General features: G+C 63.1%; 16 protein-coding genes and 1 pseudogene. 14 read left to right on the top strand and 3 right to left on the bottom strand.

All coding sequences use genetic code 11. From position 1 onward, the window contains the following. The 7 genes and pseudogenes from VMA09_22190 to VMA09_22160 all read left to right on the top strand — a co-directional run. A partial coding sequence (locus VMA09_22190) for a DMT family transporter (GenBank protein HUA36334.1) occupies positions 1–874 on the top strand: 874 nt, incomplete at its 5' end. Positions 875–1,215: 341 nt separating this feature from the next. Beyond that, a complete protein-coding gene (locus VMA09_22185; protein HUA36333.1) occupies positions 1,216–1,434 on the top strand; it encodes a hypothetical protein in 219 nt (72 codons plus the stop codon). Positions 1,435–1,542: 108 nt separating this feature from the next. Beyond that, entirely contained in the window at positions 1,543–2,361 is an 819-nt protein-coding gene (locus VMA09_22180) for a hypothetical protein (protein ID HUA36332.1), read from the top strand. Next, a complete protein-coding gene (locus tag VMA09_22175; protein ID HUA36331.1) occupies positions 2,354–2,965 on the top strand; it encodes a hypothetical protein in 612 nt (203 codons plus the stop codon). The genes VMA09_22180 and VMA09_22175 overlap by 8 nt, the downstream gene beginning before the upstream one ends. After that, the gene (locus VMA09_22170) at positions 2,962–4,086 is read left to right on the top strand and encodes a DUF4350 domain-containing protein (GenBank protein HUA36330.1); all 1,125 of its coding nucleotides are present in this window, start codon (positions 2,962–2,964) and stop codon (positions 4,084–4,086) included. Before VMA09_22175 ends, VMA09_22170 begins: the two co-directional genes overlap by 4 nt. Further along, positions 4,067–5,032 (top strand): MoxR family ATPase, encoded by a 966-nt coding sequence (locus VMA09_22165; protein HUA36329.1) that lies wholly within the window; start codon positions 4,067–4,069, stop codon positions 5,030–5,032. The genes VMA09_22170 and VMA09_22165 overlap by 20 nt, the downstream gene beginning before the upstream one ends. After that, positions 4,933–6,042: pseudogene (locus tag VMA09_22160) on the top strand (DUF58 domain-containing protein). The gene VMA09_22165 and the pseudogene VMA09_22160 overlap by 100 nt, the downstream one beginning before the upstream one ends. Positions 6,043–6,223: 181 nt before the next feature. Here the strand turns inward: VMA09_22160 and VMA09_22155 are convergent. Further along, positions 6,224–7,354: a stage II sporulation protein M gene (locus tag VMA09_22155; GenBank protein ID HUA36328.1), complete on the bottom strand. Its 1,131-nt coding sequence runs from the start codon at positions 7,352–7,354 to the stop codon at positions 6,224–6,226. A 10-nt stretch (positions 7,355–7,364) separates the two neighbouring features. On the opposite strand from VMA09_22155, the gene VMA09_22150 reads away from it, so the two are divergent. Both VMA09_22150 and VMA09_22145 read left to right on the top strand, forming a co-directional pair. Continuing rightward, on the top strand, positions 7,365–8,219 hold the full coding sequence (locus tag VMA09_22150; protein ID HUA36327.1) for an RDD family protein: 855 nt from the start codon (positions 7,365–7,367) through the stop codon (positions 8,217–8,219). A 156-nt stretch (positions 8,220–8,375) separates the two neighbouring features. Next, positions 8,376–9,863, top strand: coding sequence for a choice-of-anchor Q domain-containing protein (locus VMA09_22145; GenBank protein ID HUA36326.1), 1,488 nt, complete (start codon positions 8,376–8,378; stop codon positions 9,861–9,863). 201 nt (positions 9,864–10,064) lie between these two features. Here VMA09_22145 and VMA09_22140 read toward each other — a convergent pair whose 3' ends face one another. Continuing rightward, positions 10,065–10,211, bottom strand: a complete 147-nt coding sequence (locus VMA09_22140; GenBank protein HUA36325.1) for a hypothetical protein — start codon at positions 10,209–10,211, stop codon at positions 10,065–10,067. Positions 10,212–10,418: 207 nt separating this feature from the next. Continuing rightward, entirely contained in the window at positions 10,419–10,805 is a 387-nt protein-coding gene (locus tag VMA09_22135) for a DUF192 domain-containing protein (GenBank protein ID HUA36324.1), read from the bottom strand. Positions 10,806–10,855: 50 nt separating this feature from the next. On the opposite strand from VMA09_22135, the gene VMA09_22130 reads away from it, so the two are divergent. Genes VMA09_22130 through cobA form a run of 5 tightly spaced genes read left to right on the top strand, consistent with a single transcriptional unit; the run spans position 10,856 to position 16,254 of the window. Then, complete coding sequence (locus tag VMA09_22130; GenBank protein ID HUA36323.1) at positions 10,856–11,557, top strand: bifunctional precorrin-2 dehydrogenase/sirohydrochlorin ferrochelatase; 702 nt, start codon at positions 10,856–10,858, stop codon at positions 11,555–11,557. Positions 11,558–11,566: 9 nt separating this feature from the next. Then, entirely contained in the window at positions 11,567–12,397 is an 831-nt protein-coding gene (gene ccsB / locus VMA09_22125) for a c-type cytochrome biogenesis protein CcsB (GenBank protein HUA36322.1), read from the top strand. A gap of 1 nt (position 12,398) precedes the next feature. Next, entirely contained in the window at positions 12,399–13,733 is a 1,335-nt protein-coding gene (hemA, locus tag VMA09_22120) for a glutamyl-tRNA reductase (GenBank protein HUA36321.1), read from the top strand. An 18-nt stretch (positions 13,734–13,751) separates the two neighbouring features. Continuing rightward, the gene (gene hemC, locus VMA09_22115) at positions 13,752–14,705 is read left to right on the top strand and encodes a hydroxymethylbilane synthase (GenBank protein HUA36320.1); all 954 of its coding nucleotides are present in this window, start codon (positions 13,752–13,754) and stop codon (positions 14,703–14,705) included. Between the two features lies 1 nt (position 14,706). Beyond that, positions 14,707–16,254 carry a uroporphyrinogen-III C-methyltransferase gene (gene cobA / locus VMA09_22110; GenBank protein HUA36319.1) on the top strand — a complete coding sequence of 516 codons (1,548 nt, stop codon included), beginning with the start codon at positions 14,707–14,709 and terminating at the stop codon, positions 16,252–16,254. Positions 16,255–16,289: the final 35 nt, after the last annotated feature.

The following is a 16,289-nucleotide window of genomic DNA, read 5'->3' as shown; positions in this document are numbered from 1 at the left end:
CCCGCACTCGAGCGAGTCGCAGATCGCGCGTGGGGATCTGATTCCGATCGGCGGCGTCGTTCTCTTCGGCGGCATCCTCGGCCCAATCCTGATGTTCCAAGGGCTCGCGCAATTATCCGCCGTCACGGGATCGCTGCTGCTCAACCTCGAAGGCCCGTTCACGGCGCTGATCGCGGTCGGCCTGTTGCGCGAGCATCTGGGAACGCGCGAGAAGTTTGCCGCCGCGGCGATCATGCTCGGCGGAGCGCTGGTGGCATTTCAGCCGGGGCATGTCGGTGGCACCTGGATCGGCGCGCTCGAGATTTCCGGTGCATGCCTGAGCTGGGCTGTCGATAACAATCTCACGCAGCGCCTTTCGTTGCGCGATCCCGTGGCGATTGGACGAATCAAAACGCTGGCCGCGGCCATGTGCGTGTTCGGGATCGGTTTGTTGCACGGACACGGAAGAATCCCGCCCGTTTCCGATCTGATATTTGCAGGGGTGGTGGGTGCGCTCTGCTACGGCGTGAGTATCGTGCTCGACGTGAAGGCGCTGCGCGCGCTCGGCGCCGCGCGCGAGGCCGCATACTTCGCGACCGCGCCATTTGTCGGCGCGATACTAGCCGCGCTGATATTTCGTGAGCTTCCAACCCTGCATCAGTTCGCCGGCGCGATTCTTATGATTGCTGGCGTGGCCGTTTTGCTTCGCGAGCAGCACGCGCATCGCCACATTCACGATGCTCTTTTTCATGATCATCTTCACCTTCACGACGAGCATCATCAGCATCGGCACGACGACGCAGTTTCGGAGCCACACTCCCACCCGCATCAGCACGCGCCGCTCAGTCGCAAACACATTCACGTCTCCGACGCGCATCATCGCCACGTCCACTGAGCGGAGACCACGCCGGGCTCGCTTTTGAGAGCGGATGCGGTTAAGCTCGCGCGCTGGTCATCGCGATGTGACCACGAGTTAATGGGGGAATATCCGCGTCGATGGCATACGATATCCGTCCGCTTTCGTTTGGCGAGATTTCGACCGCGCGTTTCGCGTCCTGATAGACAATGCGTCGATCCTCATCTCCTTGAGCTTAGTCGATGGCATTCCGGGAGGTCTGTTCCTGTCACAGGGACGCAGAGTGCAGGTCGCGACCTTTCCAGTATAGCTTCAGCCTGATTCAAGGAGCATGGTGGCGGACCTATGCAATCTTTATAGCGGCCGGGGCGATCACGAACGTGCCTTCGTTTGGTCTGAGATTTCTCTGGTCATTCATTCCGGTGCTTGGAACGATGTTGCACGGGGTCACGATTTCTATAGGCGCTGCGTACTGGGGCCTGCTCCACGTTCTGTATTACTTCGATCGTCGTTGCAGGGTCGAGGACTTCGATATCCGCTTCCTCGCGGAGCAGGTCAGCTCCGAGATTCCGCCGGTCGCTGTTTCCGACGCCTCCTAAAGGGTATCGGCGCCTCTGTTCCTGTCGCTTTTAGATCTGGATCCAACTACAGTTGTGCGCCGAGTCAGATGGCTGTGACCATCAGTTAACGGGGGATTTAGGCGTCCCATGGAATACGACATTCGTCCGCTGTCATTCGGCGAGATTCTCGACCGCTCGTTTCGCGTTCTGATGGACAATGCGCTGGTTCTGATCGCGATCGCTGCCGTGCTCCTGGTCCCAGTCCGGTTGATGATGTCGGGTGGCAGAATCATGTTCTTCGTCGCCGAGATCGCGGTGCTCGCTGCGGGCCTGCTGGTTCACGCAGCGCTGGTTCACGCGACGACCGAGTGCTATCTCGGCCAGACCGCCGCGGTCGAACAGTCCTATCGATTTGGATGGTCGATTTACTGGCCTTTCATCGGTACGTTTCTTCTCGCGTACCTCGTACCTGCTCTGGCCGTCGTCGTGCCAATGGTCGTTGTGGGCGTACTAATCGCCAAAACGGCACCGTCACCGGCTTTGGCGATCCTCATCGGAGTCGCGGCGGGCGCTATCGTGTTTTTCATCGTCATCCGATGGTCTCTGATTGGACCGATCATGATCGTCGAGCGGCGATACGGGCGCGCCGCGATGAAGCGAAGCAGCGCACTGGTCAAAGGAGCCTGGTGGCGCACACTGGGGATCTTGTTGGCTGCCGGACTCATCATCCAGGTGCCCGCCGCGGTCCTCGGGCTCATTTGGAATTCGATCCCGATTCTCGGAGCCATTTTGACGGGCCTGACGAGCGCGATCGGTTCCGCCTACTCAACTATTGTGCTGGTCCTCTATTACTTCGACCGACGCTGCCGCGTTGAGGATTTCGATCTGAAGCGGCTCGCCGAGCAGGTTCGGGCTGAGAGCACGCAGTTCGGCCCGTCCACTCCCGGAGTTCCTACCGTTGGCTGATGTCTCCGACGGCGCGGTCCGCGATCTTGCTGCGCAAATTCTTTCCCGGCCTGAATTTGCCTCGGCGCGGCCCAGTGCCTCGGACAAGTGGTTCGCTTCGCTCCTGCAACACATAATCGAGTGGCTCAACCAGCTGCTCGGGCTGCATGACAGCGCGCCGGGTCTGTACTGGCTGGTCCTGATCGCGAGCTTCCTGATATTCGCGCTGCTCGTGGCACATATCGCGTGGACGATTTCGATCGCGCTGCGCGCACCCATCCCCGCACCGACGCCGCCGTTTAAAGAGGATAGCGCCAATCCGATTGCCGATGCGGAACGGATGGCCGCAGCGGGCAGCTATCTCGAAGCGGCGCACCTGTTGATGATCGCGAGTTTCCGCACCTTGGCGGAGCGCTTCGTGATCGAGCTTCAGCCCGATCGATCGAATCTATGGATACGGCGGGCACTGCAGGGATCCAACCTCGAAAAGCGGCTCGCGCAGCGCGTCATCGAACTGATCGAGCGCACCGAACGGCACTGGTTTGGCGATCGTGACAGTAAGTCTGAAATCTATACTGAATGGCGGGCGGCGTTCGACGAGCTCGCGCAAGCGATTACGAAATGATCCGTCTGCCGAAGTCCTTTCTTTTCTCGGCTGCGCTTCTCGCCCTGATGCTGCTCGCGCTGAATCTCTGGCTGCAGCGCAACACCTTTATCGAACGATCGAGCACGAGCCTCGGTACGGGCCCGAGCGGATACAAGGGCGCCTTCGAGCTGTTGCAGGAACTCGATTTTACCGTCGCGCGCTCGTATCAGCTCACGCAGCAGGTGCCGCCAACGAAGACGTTGTGGTTTATAGCGCCCGACTTTCTGAGTGAATCCGCGCCCGGATTCCAGGCCGACGTCGATGATCTGACGAGCTGGTTCGAGGCTGGCGGCGTTGCCGTCGTTACGGGTGACGGCGCCAGCGACTGGAAGCGGCTGAATCTGGACGAGAAGCTGGCTGTCGGCAGCAGGACGACGATCGTCGCGGGCGCGATGCTGCCTCGTTCGCGCGTTCTCGCGACCGGCGGCCTGCTTCACTTCAAGCACGCGGGGCAGGGAAATAGTGTGCTGCTGACCGCGGATGGCGAACCTTTTGCTATTGAAGTTAAAGTCGGCGCGGGCCGATTGATCGCGATCGCCGACGGCGGGTTTTTGCTCAATTCGAATATTGCTGATAGCGATGCCAGCCTGCTGCTGGTCGATCTTGCGCGGCACTTTGGCCCGCCCGTCTTCGACGAGCATGCTCACGGCCTCGCCGAGCCGAGCTCGCCGGCGGCGTTGCTGTTACATCCCCGCCTCGCCGCCGCGATCGTCTTCATCCTGATGACTGCGATTCTCTGGATTCTCGAGCAGCGCTCGATACCGCCGCGCACACTGGCCGACGATGATAGCGTAGCACCCTCGCTCGACACGTTCGTTGACTCGCTCGCCGAGCTCTATCGCCGGGCGCGCGATCCGCGCGCTGCTTATCGTGCGTATCGGTCGAACTTTCTACGTCGCGCGCGTCAGCGTCTCTCGCGGGGTCTGGAGGTTTCGGAGCCGGCGGCGATTAAGCGCATCCTTCGTGATAAAACTTTGCCCGATGATGCGCGCCATTGGCTGACGAGTACGGAGTTGCCGTCCACCGAGGCATCTTTCGTACGCGCCGTGCGCGCGCTGGAATCCTGTTCAGGCCCGACGCATGAGCAACGACAAGCTTAGCCGCGATACCGCCTGGGTGGCCGAAGTGTTCGCATCGTTGCGCGCCGCCGTCGGCGCCGCGGTAATCGGCCAGGATGAAGCCGTCCGCTTATCATTTGTAACCTTGTTGTGTTCGGGGCACAGCCTCTACGAAGGCGTCCCGGGGGTCGCCAAGACTCTGCTGGTGCGCACGCTCGCATCGACACTCGGCATCCGCTTCGGGCGAATCCAATGTACGCCCGACCTGATGCCGAGCGACATGATCGGCACCTCGGTTTTTTACGCGAACTCCGGCGAATTCCGCTTTCGGCCGGGTCCCGTGTTCGCCGACCTGCTCCTCGTCGACGAGATCAACCGTGCGCCGGCTAAGACGCAGGCCGCCATGCTCGAAGCGATGCAGGAGCGGTGCGTCACGGTGGATGGCGCCACGTACCCGCTTGGAGAATGGTTCACCGTGCTCGCGACGCAAAATCCCGTCGAGCAGGAGGGGACCTATCCGTTGCCGGAAGCCGAGATCGATCGCTTTCTGTTCAAGATAAATATCGGATATCCGGCTGAGAGCGACGAGCTGCGTCTCGTGGCGCTTCATCATGCGCAGCCCACGTTGACAGAAGGATCGGCGCCGATAATCGCCGCCGACGATCTCGCGCGTGCGCGCAAAATCGTGGATGCAACAACTCTGCGCGATGAGATCCTTGGCTACGCGGTCTCGCTCGTGCGAGCGACGCGCCAGCATCCGTCGATCGCGGTCGGCGCCTCGCCGCGCGCCGCGGTCTGGATGGTGCGGGCGGCGAAAGCCGTCGCCGCGCTCGAAGGGCGCGAGTTCGTCCTGCCCGAGGATGTGCAGGCCGTCATCCGGCCGACGCTATGCCATCGCGTGATACTCGAGCCGGGCGCCGAGGTCGAAGGCATGACGCCGAGCGACGCGATCGACGAAGTGGCGCGCAGCGTGGCCGTGCCTCATTGATGAGATTCACGTGGCCATCGCCGCGGCTGGTGCGCCTCGCGGCGATATGTGCGCTGGGCGCGATTATCGCAATCGCGATTCCATTCTTGACGACGCTCGTCTTCGGCGCTGGTGCGATCATCGCTGCCCTTGCGATCATCGACTGGATCGCGTGCATCGGCGAAACCGCGCCGCGGCTCGAGCGCACGATGCCGTCGCGATTCGTGAAGGGCAGGGCCGCGACAATCAGCTATCGCGTCGAGCGTTCGACTGGCGGCGATACCAGTATCGAAATTCTCGACGAGCTTCCATCGGCATTGGGCGGCGATCTCCAGGTTGTTTCGGGCCTCCTCGCTCGCGGACAGCGACTCGATATATTGCGCGAAGTTGTTCCGGTACGCCGCGGGACTTTTCCCCTGGGTCCGACCCTGATGCTCTGGCAATCGCCGCTGGGACTGTTGCGCATGCGGAGCAAGACGATGCCGGGCCAGTCCGCAGTGGTCCTTCCTGCGGCGTCGATGCCCGAGCGGCGGGGAGTCCTCGACCATCGATCGCTTCAAGATCAACTCGGCGTTAAGCCGCGTCCGCGCAAAGGCGAAGGGCGGGAGTTCGAGTCGCTGCGCGAATACGTGAGCGGCGACGACCCGCGCAATATCGATTGGCGCGCGAGCGCGCGCAACTCGCGGCTCCAGGTGCGCCATTATCAGACCGAGCGGCGGCACACCGTGCTCGTCGTACTCGACACGAGCCGCTTGATGGGCGCGCGGGTCGCGGGTGTTACGAAGCTCGACCATGCGATCAACTGTGCCGCTGCCCTGGCGAGGGCGTCGCTCGCTCTCGGCGATCGGGTTGGCCTCGTCGCGTTCGATCGGCAGTTGCGGCTCCTCGTTCGCCCGCTCTCGGGCCGCGCCGGCGCCGGTGCTCTGGTCGAGGCGACTTCGCCGCTCAGGCCCGCGCCATTTGAAGCGGACTACCGCGTGCTGGTCGAAACGCTGGCGCGCAATCAGAAAAAGCGTTCACTCATTGTCATGATGACGGACTTCGTCGAGGGCGCAGCTTCAGGCGAGCTCGAGAATTACCTAGCGGCGCTCTCGCGGCGGCATCTGGTGATGCTGGTGGCGATGCGCGATCCTATTCTCGGCGAGGCCGACCAGCGTGTCGATGCGATAACCGACGAGGGCATCTATCGCCGGCTCGTGCTGCAGGATCTGCTCACGGAGCGTGAGGCGGTGCTGGCGCGGGTCCGGCGCTGCGGCGCCCAGGTGCTGGATCTCGATCCCGCGCAGGTGACCGCGCCGGTGCTGAATCGCTATCTCGCGGTTCGCGAGGCGGCGTTGATCTGACCAGCCATCGAAGATCGGGCGGCGGTGGCATCCGGCTCAGCTTCCAGACGTAGCGCACGTAGCTTCCGATCGCGCCGAGCGCGATCGCGGCAGCTCCAAAGCGGGCCGCGGTCGACAGCATCGACTGCCGCAAAAAACTTTCGATTATTGCGGCGGCAATCAGCAGCGGCACCGACGCCGCGACCATCTCGAGCGCAGGTTGTGCCGCGGATTTGAGTGCGCGAGAAGTTGATTCGCGTCCAGGCGCGACGATCGCCCGCCCGAGGAGCAGACCTGCGGTAGCACAAAGTGTCACGCCCAGCAGCTCCGGAATCGCATGCGGCAGGAGCCACGCCCAGAACACGAGCCGCAGCGAATCGCGCGAGAAAATCCACGCGAACGCGCCGAGCGATAGCCCATTGTAAAAAACAAATATCAACGTCGGAATTCCAGCCAGCATGCCGCTTGCGAACGCGAGCAGGCCGACGCTCACGTTGTGCACGAAGAGCGCCGCCGAAAAGAACGACTTGAAACCAAGCGCCATCGGCTTGCGTTCGAGAAAATCGGCGCGCGCCTTGGGCGAGTCGATCAAGGTCGCGAGGCGTCCTGCCGGATAGAACGAGGCCGGCACGCAATACGAAGCGACGGCAGGATTCTCAGCTACGATTGCGGCGCCGGCGATCACCCCGGTCAGCATCACGACCGCGACGATCCCTTGTAGCCAGGCCGTCGCGGCCAGCACTTTCGGCATCCCGGCGAAAAAGAAATCCTGTAGCCTCCGTTCGTGTGGGGGCGCAACCTGCAGGCGCGTGTACGCGCGGACGCAGAGGGCGTTGAGATAGCGGATCGCGTCGGGATCGGCCGCATGCATGCGCATCGCGGCCAGTTGCGCGCTCGAAATGCGGTAGAGGCGGGCGAGCTCGCGGCTGTCGTCAAAAGACAGGGTACCGACGATGCGCTCGACGCGGTCGAGCAGCGCCTCGAGTTGTTCACGCGCCTGTCGGGTTCGTGTTATCTGCATGTGAGCGCCCATGAATCATACACCGAACGACGAATCCGGTCCCCTCCATAGCTTCCTGTCGCCCGAGGCGGTTCGGCTCGACCTGCCGGTTTCAGGCCCTGCGCCGCGGATGCTCGCCTATGCGATCGACTTCGTGCTCGTCGGGATAATTCTCATTCTTCTGCTGGTATTCGTGTTCGAGAGCATCCCGTTGGGCGCGAGGCTCGAGCATTGGATACGAGCCGAAATCCTCGACGCCGCACGCAAGCTGGCCGCGGCGAAGCGATCGTCACCGCAGCCGGTGCAGATCCCGGGATTGCTGATGGCGTTTTTTCTATTGGCGCAGTTTCTCGTCGAAATGGGCTACTTCATTTTCTGGGAGATGGTCAGTGGGGGGCGGTCGCCCGGCAAGTATTTCGTGCAGCTCCGCGTCGTGAAGGAGAACGGCGCACCGATCGACATTCGCAGCTCGGTGGTGCGCAACGTGATGCGCCTCGTCGACATGCTCCCCGCCGAGTACCTGATCGGACTCTTGTCGATACTTTTTTCGCCCAGCGCGCAGCGTCTCGGCGATCATGTCGCCGGCACGATCGTCGTGAGGCTCGATCGCCCGGAAGCCGCCGGCGACATGCCGCAGCTCGTTGACGCCACGCCGATAGTGCTGACGCGCGAACAGATCGCGCGGCTCGGTCCGCGCGAGGTCCAGCTGATGAGGCGCGTCCTGCGCCGCGCGTATCAAACACCCTCGACGGCGCGCGAGGCGCTGCTCAGTGAAGTCGCTCATGCGATGCGCCAGCGGCTGGATCTGCCCGAGTCGCCGGGGCTGAGCGCCTTGGACTTTTTGCGTGGCGTACTCGCAGCCGCCGAGCGCGCATCGCGTCGCTAACCGCAGCTGGTTCATAGATGCACGGCTGAGAGACAGCTATGGTTTGACAGTCAGCTACCGCAATCGACTAGATTGTGCACCTACATTTTGACGACGGATCGATACAGTTGGACGAGTGTAGCGCCGGTTGGACGATTCGAGGGGAGTCGGGAAACCATGAGGCGCAAGCAACAGCTCAAGACTAACATCTGGCGAGGAATCTTTGCGGCCGCCTTGATCGGTGCGACTGCGATGCCGGTGCATGCGGCGTCGTTCGTGGTGACCAACGATTTCGACAGCGGCGCCGGCTCCCTGCGCGAAGCAATCATTCTGGCGGACATTTCACCCGATCCTGTCAGCAGCATCACCTTTGCCGCGGCTCTGGCGGGAAAAACTATTATCCTGGATTCGCCCTTGCCGGCGGTCGGGACTACGTTGTCGATCACGGGTCCCACTACATCCTCATCCGGCATTACAATCGACGCGAATCATCTACACCAGATCGGGCTGGTGACCGAGACTGCGAGCCTTACTGTTACTTATGTGACGCTCGCGAACGGAGTCGTCGATCACGATTTCGAGGGCGGCGCGATCGAGAACGACGGTGAGTTGACGGTGATCAAGAGCACCTTCCGCAACAACCGCGGCGGTTTTGGAGGCGCCATAGGAAATATCGGCGGGGAACTGACCCTTGTCGAAAGCACGTTCACGGACAACGTTGCACGGCAGGGCGGCGACGTCTTCGGCAGCGGCACTATCGACGTCACCAATTGCACGTTCTCCGGCAGCAGCGCCGACGGTACCGGCGGCAGCTTCCTTATCGCCGGGGGTTCACTGAGAGTCACCAACAGCACCTTCACCCGCGATATCGGCGGAGGTTTTGGCGGCGCGATCGGCGTGTTGTTGGGATCCGTTGAGCTGAAGGCTACGCTCCTTGCCGACAATTCCAACGGCAGTTGCGCTGCTCCCGACGAAAACGTGATAACCGACGAAGGCTACAATCGCAGCGACGATGCCACTTGCAAATTCACGCAAAGCACCTCGATCAACAACGCCACGGGGCTGAAACTCGATCCTCAGGGCCTGCATAACAATGGCGGACCGACCGAGACTGTTGCGCTGCTCGAGGGCAGCACCGCGAGCGATCAAATCCCGGTGGCGGATTGCACCGACCTCGCATCGGGCGATCCCATCACGACTGACCAGCGCGGCGAGCCGCGGCCCGATCCCGAGGATCTGCCGGGCGGCAGATGTGACATCGGCGCATATGAATTCCAGCAGCCGGCATCGCCGATCGATTGCAGCAACGCCGCGGCGAGCGCTCCTAACCTCGTCGCGCTGGCGCCGGTCTTCTTTCCTGAACAGATCACCGGCGTAGTCGATACTACAGGCGGCTACAAAATCAGCGTCACCAGCGTCGACCAGAGCAAGCCGATACCGGGGTTCCCGCAGTGTCCGAACGCCACAGTAGTTGGCGCGACAACTTTCATTCGCACGACCAGCCAGGGGGCGGGCGGCTTGCTGTACAGCATCGGTTTCACAGCGACTGACAAATCCACCAGCGCGAGCTGCACGCGCACCGTGCCGGTATGCGTCCAGGACTTCGCGCATCGTGGTGAGCCGTGCACCGGCGCCACAATCTACGACGCGACGCGATGCAGATGATCAAAGGCGAGGGCGCCTTCGACTATGCTTCCTCGCTCGTGGCGGTCGTTGAAAAAGGCGTGGTGAAAATAGCGCCACGCGATATGAAGCCGGGGAGTAGTGTTGCCGGCGGGTTGAACGTCGCGCGGGATTATTGCGCCAGTTTCAGGCCGATAAGCCCACGCGACGTGTTGCGCAGCGTCTCAGACGCTGCGGTTGATCCTACAACCTGCCGGTGAGCAGCAGCACGACCAGGACGATCACCACAACGCCGCCAATACTGACGCCGCCGACCGGACCGTACGCATAATAACCGCCGCCGCCACCGAGAAGCAGGACCAGCAAAAGTACGAGAAGTAGAAGGGACATAGGATCCTCCTGATTGAAAGCTTCAACAAATACGCGCCGCTTCGACTCCCGCGGCGCGCAAGCTCAGAACCTAGCAGTGCCCATGCCATCGCATTGGCGAGCGCAAGGCGTGCGAGGATTCAGTAAACGCGCGACTGCGATCGCGCTTGCCGACGAATATTCCAAGAACCGGAAAGATTTACCGGCGCGGCAAACGCAGCATCGCTTTCAGCGAAATTCGATTTGATCGCCGATCTCAGTAAGCGCGCGACGCGTGGCACCCGCCTGAATTTCGAGTGCCTTGCGCGCACCCAACGCGATCGACGATACGCGCCACGGCTTCAGCTCACGATCGATTCCGATCACACGATCGCGGCCGTCGAGGAAAACGATGTCGATGGCGAACTTCATAAAGAACATGTGCATCCACATGAACGGGTTGAACCGGCCATTGATGAAGAGCATCCCCTCGCCGTCGCCGAGGCCGTCACGCCCGAGCAGACCGCGGCTCTGTCCTCGCAGACCGCCGGCATTCTGAAGCCGCTCGCAAAGAATCGTGTCGCGAGTGCGATTGATCGCCCGCAGAGCCACCGGCTCCCCGTTTTTGGCGTGCATTTGTAGCCCTGTCTCGCCATCTAATCATGTAATAAAATCGCTGAAGCTACATGGGATATTTGCCTATATTCCTCGACGTCACGGGGCGGCGATGCGTTGTCATCGGCGGCGGCGAAGTCGCCGAGCGCAAGATCGCTTCGCTGCTCGAAGCCGGCGCCGAGGTGATCGTGATCAGCCCTGAGGCGACCGGCGCGATCGCGAACTGGGCCGCGGCGAAGCGCATCGCGCATTTCGCGCGCGCATGCCAGCCCCGCGACATTGCAAATGCATCGTTGATCTTTGCCGCGACGGATGATGCGGCGCTGCATCGCGCGATCGCGAGCGAGGCGCGCGCGGCGGGTATCCTGATAAATGTCGCCGATGAGCCCGAGCTATGCACCTTTATCGCGCCAGCGGTCGCGTCGCGCGGCGCGCTGCAAATCGCGATTTCGACTTCAGGTGCGGTTCCAGCTTTGGCCGCGCGCGTTCGCCGCGAGATCGAAGAGCAGATCGGCATCGAGTACGCGATTGCGCTTCAGATCCTGGGCGCCGCCCGAACTTGGCTGCGCACGCGAATTGATAGTCAGCCTGAACGGGCGCGAATCATGAAGGCGCTGGCCAACTCTGACCTGCCCGCGCATATACGACGCGAAGATCCCGCGGCTATCGACATTGTACTCGCGAACGTGATTGGTGAAGGCGCGAGCCTTGCCGCAATCGGCATCGAGTTGCCGCTCCTCAACTCAGCCGCCGCGCACGCCGTCTCACGCTGACACTGAAAAATGAGTTCGAGCTGGCAAATCGCGATTCTCGGATGCTACGCGCTCGCTGCGGTCCTCTTTGCCTTCGATCGCTACCAGCCCGGCACCCGCGCGTCGCACCTCGGCCTTCTCGCGCTGGGCGCGGGCGCGATTCTTCACGCCCTCCTGCTCGCCGCGAGCGGCATCCAGGCGGGCAATATTCCCGTCGCCGATGTGGGGCAGGCGCTTTCGTTCCTCGCGTGGCTAACCGCGCTGGTCGGACTCGTGATGATCGTGCGTTCGCGGATGGTCGTCGTCGGCGCGTTCCTGGCGCCGGCTGTAACGATCGCGTTCGCTGCCGCATCGATCCTTATGCTCAAAGACGCGCGTATCGTGATACCGGGTCCGCTGCGCAGCGTGTGGCTGCCGATTCACGTGACGCTCGCGATCCTCGGCTACACGATGTTCGTGCTGGCCGCGAGCGTGAGTATCGTCTATCTCGCGTTCGAAAAGCGGCTCAAGGCGAAGCGCGCGCGGGGTCCTATCGAGGACGGCTTGCCGAGCCTCGAGAAGCTCGATCGCATCAACTATCGGTTGCTCGGATGGGGTTTCGCGATGCTGAGTCTCGCGATCATCTCGGGCGCTATCTGGGCCGACGCGACGTGGGGGCACTTCTGGTCGTGGGACCCGAAGGAGTCGTGGTCGTTGGTGATCTGGATTCTCTACGCCGGGTTGCTCGAATCGCGATTGACGGTAGGATGGCGCGGCAGGCGCGCCGCCGCTTTGACGATCGTCGTATTCGGCGTGCTGGTCGGTTCGTTTGTGGGCCTGAACCTGATATTCCCGGGTAAGCACGGGGGAAGCTTCGGCTGAGATGGAACAGACACTCTTCATCATGGGCGTGAATCATCGCTCGGCGCCGGTCAGGGTGCGCGAGCAGCTCGCCTATTCCGATGATGAGATTCCGGCCGCGCTGCGCCGCCTGGTTGCCGCGTCGCCGCTGGTGGCCGAGGCCGCGCTGCTCTCGACCTGTAATCGGGTCGAGGTCGTTGGCGTGACGACGGAGCCGACGCGCGCCGCCGAGGCGACCGTTGCGTTTCTTTCCGCCGATCGCGGCGTTGAGGCGGCGCTCTTTTCCGATGCGATCTACTGGCACGCGGGTCTCGATGCGGCCAGGCATCTGTTTCGCGTCGGCGCGAGCCTCGATTCGATGGTTATCGGCGAGCCGCAGATCCTGGGCCAGCTCAAGACGACCTATTCGCTCGCCGCGCAGGCGAGCACCGTCGGCCCCGTGCTCCATCGCGCGTTCCACAAAGCTTTTTCGGTCGCCAAGCGCGTGCGCAAGAGCACCCTCATCGGGCACGGCTCGGTTTCGATAAGCTCGGCCGCGGTCAGCCTCGCGTCGCAGATCTTCGACACGCTCAAGGACAAGACTGTGATGCTGATGGGCGCTGGCAAGATGGCCGAGCTCACGGCGCGGCAGCTCAAGTCGCTCGGCATCCAGTCGCTGCTCATAACCTCGCGCACTTTTGATCGCGCGGTCGCGATGGCGCGCGAGCTGGGCGGCACCGCCGTTCCGTTCGACAGCTACAAGCCGTATCTGAAGCTCGCCGACGTGCTGATCGGTTCACTATCACTTACCAAACCCATCCTCGGGCCCGATGAATTCGACGCCGTCGTCAAGGAGCGTCGCTATCGTCCGATTTTTCTCATCGACATGGGCGTGCCGCGTAACTTTGACGAGCGCCTGAATGCGATGGCGAACGTTTATCTCTACGATATCGACGACCTCGGCGCGGTGGTGATGCGGACCAAGGGCGAGCGCGAGCGTGAGGCGGAAAAGGCCGAGCAGATCGTCGGGATCGAGCTCGAATCTTTCGCGCGCTGGCTCGCGGGCCTCGACCTCGTGCCGACCATCAAGGACATCCGCTACAGTATCGACCGCCTGCGCGACGCGGAGATCGAGCGCAATCGCGGATGGCTCGCGGCGCTGGATCCCGCCGAGCGCGAGCGCGTCGAAACTCTCACTCGCAGCCTCACTAACAAACTGTTACATCGAATTCTCTCGGGCCTGCGCAAGCGCGGCGAGAGCACCACCGACGCGGCCGCCACGGCCGACCTCGCGCGGCAGCTCCTGCTCGAGGACCTGGCGCGCGGCCACGACGAACTCGACGATGACGACGGCGATCCTGAAGACCTCCTCGACTGATCGCGCGGCGCGCTCCTGATGGCGTCGCATCTGCGGATCGGCTCGCGGCCCAGCGCTCTCGCGCTCGCGCAGACAGGTCTCGTGCGCGCCCGCGTCGAGGCGCTGCTGCCCGGAATCGCGATCGAGATCGTCGAGATTCGCACCAGCGGCGACCAGTTCGCGAACGCGTCGCTCGCGCAGGTCGGCGGCAAGGGCCTGTTCATCAAGGAACTCGAGCAGGCGCTGGTCGATCGGCGAATCGATATCGCAGTGCATTCGATGAAGGATCTTCCCGCGCGGCTGCCGGCGGGATTTCGAATCGCGGCCGTGCCGGAGCGCGAGGACACGCGCGACGCGCTCGTTACACGTGACGGTATCGCTACGCTCGAATCGCTGGCCCTCGACGCGCGGCTCGGCACTTCGTCGTCGCGCCGCAAGTTCCAGGCGCTGCGAAAAAATCAGGGGCTTAAAGTGGTCCCATTGAGAGGCAACGTTGACACGCGGCTTCGCAATGTCGCTGCGGGCGCGCTCGACGCGATTATTGTCGCGATGGCGGGGCTGAGAAGGCTCGGACGCGTCGATGTAAAGCCGATTGCGCTCGACGAGCGCGATTTTATCCCGGCCGGCGGCCAGGGCGCACTCGCGATCGAGGCGCTTGCCGGGCGCCATATCGGCGGATCCGACGAGATCGAGCGCGCGATGGCGCAACTGAATAATCCGCGCATCGCATACGAAACCGCCGGCGAGCGCGCGTTTCTGGCCACGCTCGGCGCGTCATGCGTAACGCCCGTGGGAGTGAAGGGCACGATCAACGGCTCGTCGCTCGCGCTGGGCGCGATGCTGTTCAGCCCCGACGGCGCGCGCGAGATGCTCGAATCGGCCGACGAGCCTCTGGATTCCGATCTGGCGCCGTCCGCCGCCGAGGCCGCGGGCGCCCGCCTGGCCGAGTCGATGCTGGCGCGCGGCGCGGACGCGATGCTCTCCGATGCGTGAAGTGCGGAGTAAGGTTTTCCTCGCCGGAGCGGGACCGGGAGCATTCGATCTGATCACGATGCGCGCGGTCGGCGCACTGAGCCGCGCCGACGTTGTTATCTACGACTATCTCGTGAATCCCGAACTGCTCCGCCTCGCGCCCAACGACGCGAAGCTGATCTACGCGGGCAAGAAGGGCGGCGGCGACGGCAATATCGATCAGGGCGCGCTCAACCGGATGCTCATTGCCCACGCACGCAAGGGCAAAACAGTCGTGCGCCTCAAGGGCGGCGATCCTTTCATCTTCGGCCGCGGCGGCGAAGAGGCCGAAGCGCTCGCGCGCGCACGTGTTCCGTTCGAGGTGGTCCCGGGCGTCACGTCGGCGATCGCGGCGCCCGCGTTTGCCGGAATTCCGCTGACGCATCGCGACTTCGGCTCGTTCGTGACCTTCGTTACGGGACACGAAGACGAGCGCAAACGCAAAGGCGCGATTCCATGGGAGAGCCTTGCTACCGCCGCGCGCAGTGGCGGGACGCTCGTGCTCCTGATGGCGACAGCGAGGATGCGCGCGACGCTCAAGCGCCTCGTTGACGGCGGCCTCGCAGGGGCGACGCCCGCGGCTGCTGTTCAATGGGGAACGACCGCCGCGCAACGCACGGTATCGGCGACGCTCGCGACCCTGGCCGATGCCTGCACGCGCGAGCGAATCGGCGCGCCGGCCGCGATTGTCGTCGGGCGATGCGCCGAGTTGCGCCAAGCGCTCGCGTGGGCTGAGAAGATGCCGCTCTTCGGACGCCGGATCGTAATAACTCGGGCGCGCGACAAGGCCTCGGTCTTTGCCGCCGAGCTCGCTCGGCTCGGCGCGGAAGTGATCGAGTTTCCGACGATCGAGACCGCACCGCCATCGAGTTTCGCGACGCTGGACCGCGCGATCAAAGCGATCGATCGCTTCGACTGGATCATCTTCACGAGCGCAACGGGAGTTGAGGCGTTCGTCGAACGACTCAAGACCCTCAAGCGAGACATCAGATCGATCGGTAGAGCGTCGATCGCCGCGATTGGCCCAGCTACGGCGGAGCGCCTTCGCGACTACGCCTTGAACGTCGCGGCGATGCCGGCAGAGTTCCGCGCCGAGGCGATTATCGATGCGATTGGCGCCAGGAAAATCGCCGGAGCGCGTATCCTGATTCCTCGCGCCCAAGTTGCGCGCGAGGTACTGCCGAAACTTCTGCGCCAGAGCGGCGCGCGCGAGGTAGTCGTCGCGCCCGCGTACCGAACCGTTCAGCCCAAGGGGCAGGGTGTTGATCGGCTGCGCACGCTGACCGCATCAAACGACATCGATCTTGTGGCGTTTACAAGCTCGAGCACGGTTGCGAACTTTTCTGCGATGCTCGGCAAGAATGCGCGTGGACTGAAAGCTGCCGCGATCGGGCCGATCACGGCGGACACCGCCCGGCGTGGCGGCTTCGACGTTGTTGTCGAACCCGCTGACTACACGATTCCAGCGCTGGTCAACGCGATTTGCCGCCACTTCGAGCGCGCCCGTGCGAACGCGAACGCGTCTGCGTAAGCGATGCGAGCGTTATATAATCGCGGCCAAGGAGC

It is taken from the genome of Candidatus Binataceae bacterium (assembly GCA_035508495.1).
GTDB lineage: Bacteria > Desulfobacterota > Binatia > Binatales > Binataceae > JASHPB01.
This window is presented reverse-complemented; position numbering and strand designations above follow the sequence as displayed.

Excerpts from the sequence above, each read along its gene's own strand:
- VMA09_22145 (HUA36326.1), top strand. The coding sequence starts at position 8,376 with ATGAGGCGCAAGCAACAGCTCAAGACTAACATCTGGCGAGGAATCTTT.
- hemC (HUA36320.1), top strand. The coding sequence starts at position 13,752 with ATGGCGTCGCATCTGCGGATCGGCTCGCGGCCCAGCGCTCTCGCGCTC.
- VMA09_22170 (HUA36330.1), top strand. The coding sequence starts at position 2,962 with ATGATCCGTCTGCCGAAGTCCTTTCTTTTCTCGGCTGCGCTTCTCGCC.
- hemA (HUA36321.1), top strand. The coding sequence starts at position 12,399 with ATGGAACAGACACTCTTCATCATGGGCGTGAATCATCGCTCGGCGCCG.
- VMA09_22140 (HUA36325.1), bottom strand. The coding sequence starts at position 10,211 with ATGTCCCTTCTACTTCTCGTACTTTTGCTGGTCCTGCTTCTCGGTGGC.
- VMA09_22155 (HUA36328.1), bottom strand. The coding sequence starts at position 7,354 with ATGCAGATAACACGAACCCGACAGGCGCGTGAACAACTCGAGGCGCTG.
- VMA09_22135 (HUA36324.1), bottom strand. The coding sequence starts at position 10,805 with ATGCACGCCAAAAACGGGGAGCCGGTGGCTCTGCGGGCGATCAATCGC.
- VMA09_22130 (HUA36323.1), top strand. The coding sequence starts at position 10,856 with ATGGGATATTTGCCTATATTCCTCGACGTCACGGGGCGGCGATGCGTT.
- ccsB (HUA36322.1), top strand. The coding sequence starts at position 11,567 with ATGAGTTCGAGCTGGCAAATCGCGATTCTCGGATGCTACGCGCTCGCT.
- VMA09_22165 (HUA36329.1), top strand. The coding sequence starts at position 4,067 with ATGAGCAACGACAAGCTTAGCCGCGATACCGCCTGGGTGGCCGAAGTG.
- VMA09_22180 (HUA36332.1), top strand. The coding sequence starts at position 1,543 with ATGGAATACGACATTCGTCCGCTGTCATTCGGCGAGATTCTCGACCGC.
- VMA09_22150 (HUA36327.1), top strand. The coding sequence starts at position 7,365 with ATGAATCATACACCGAACGACGAATCCGGTCCCCTCCATAGCTTCCTG.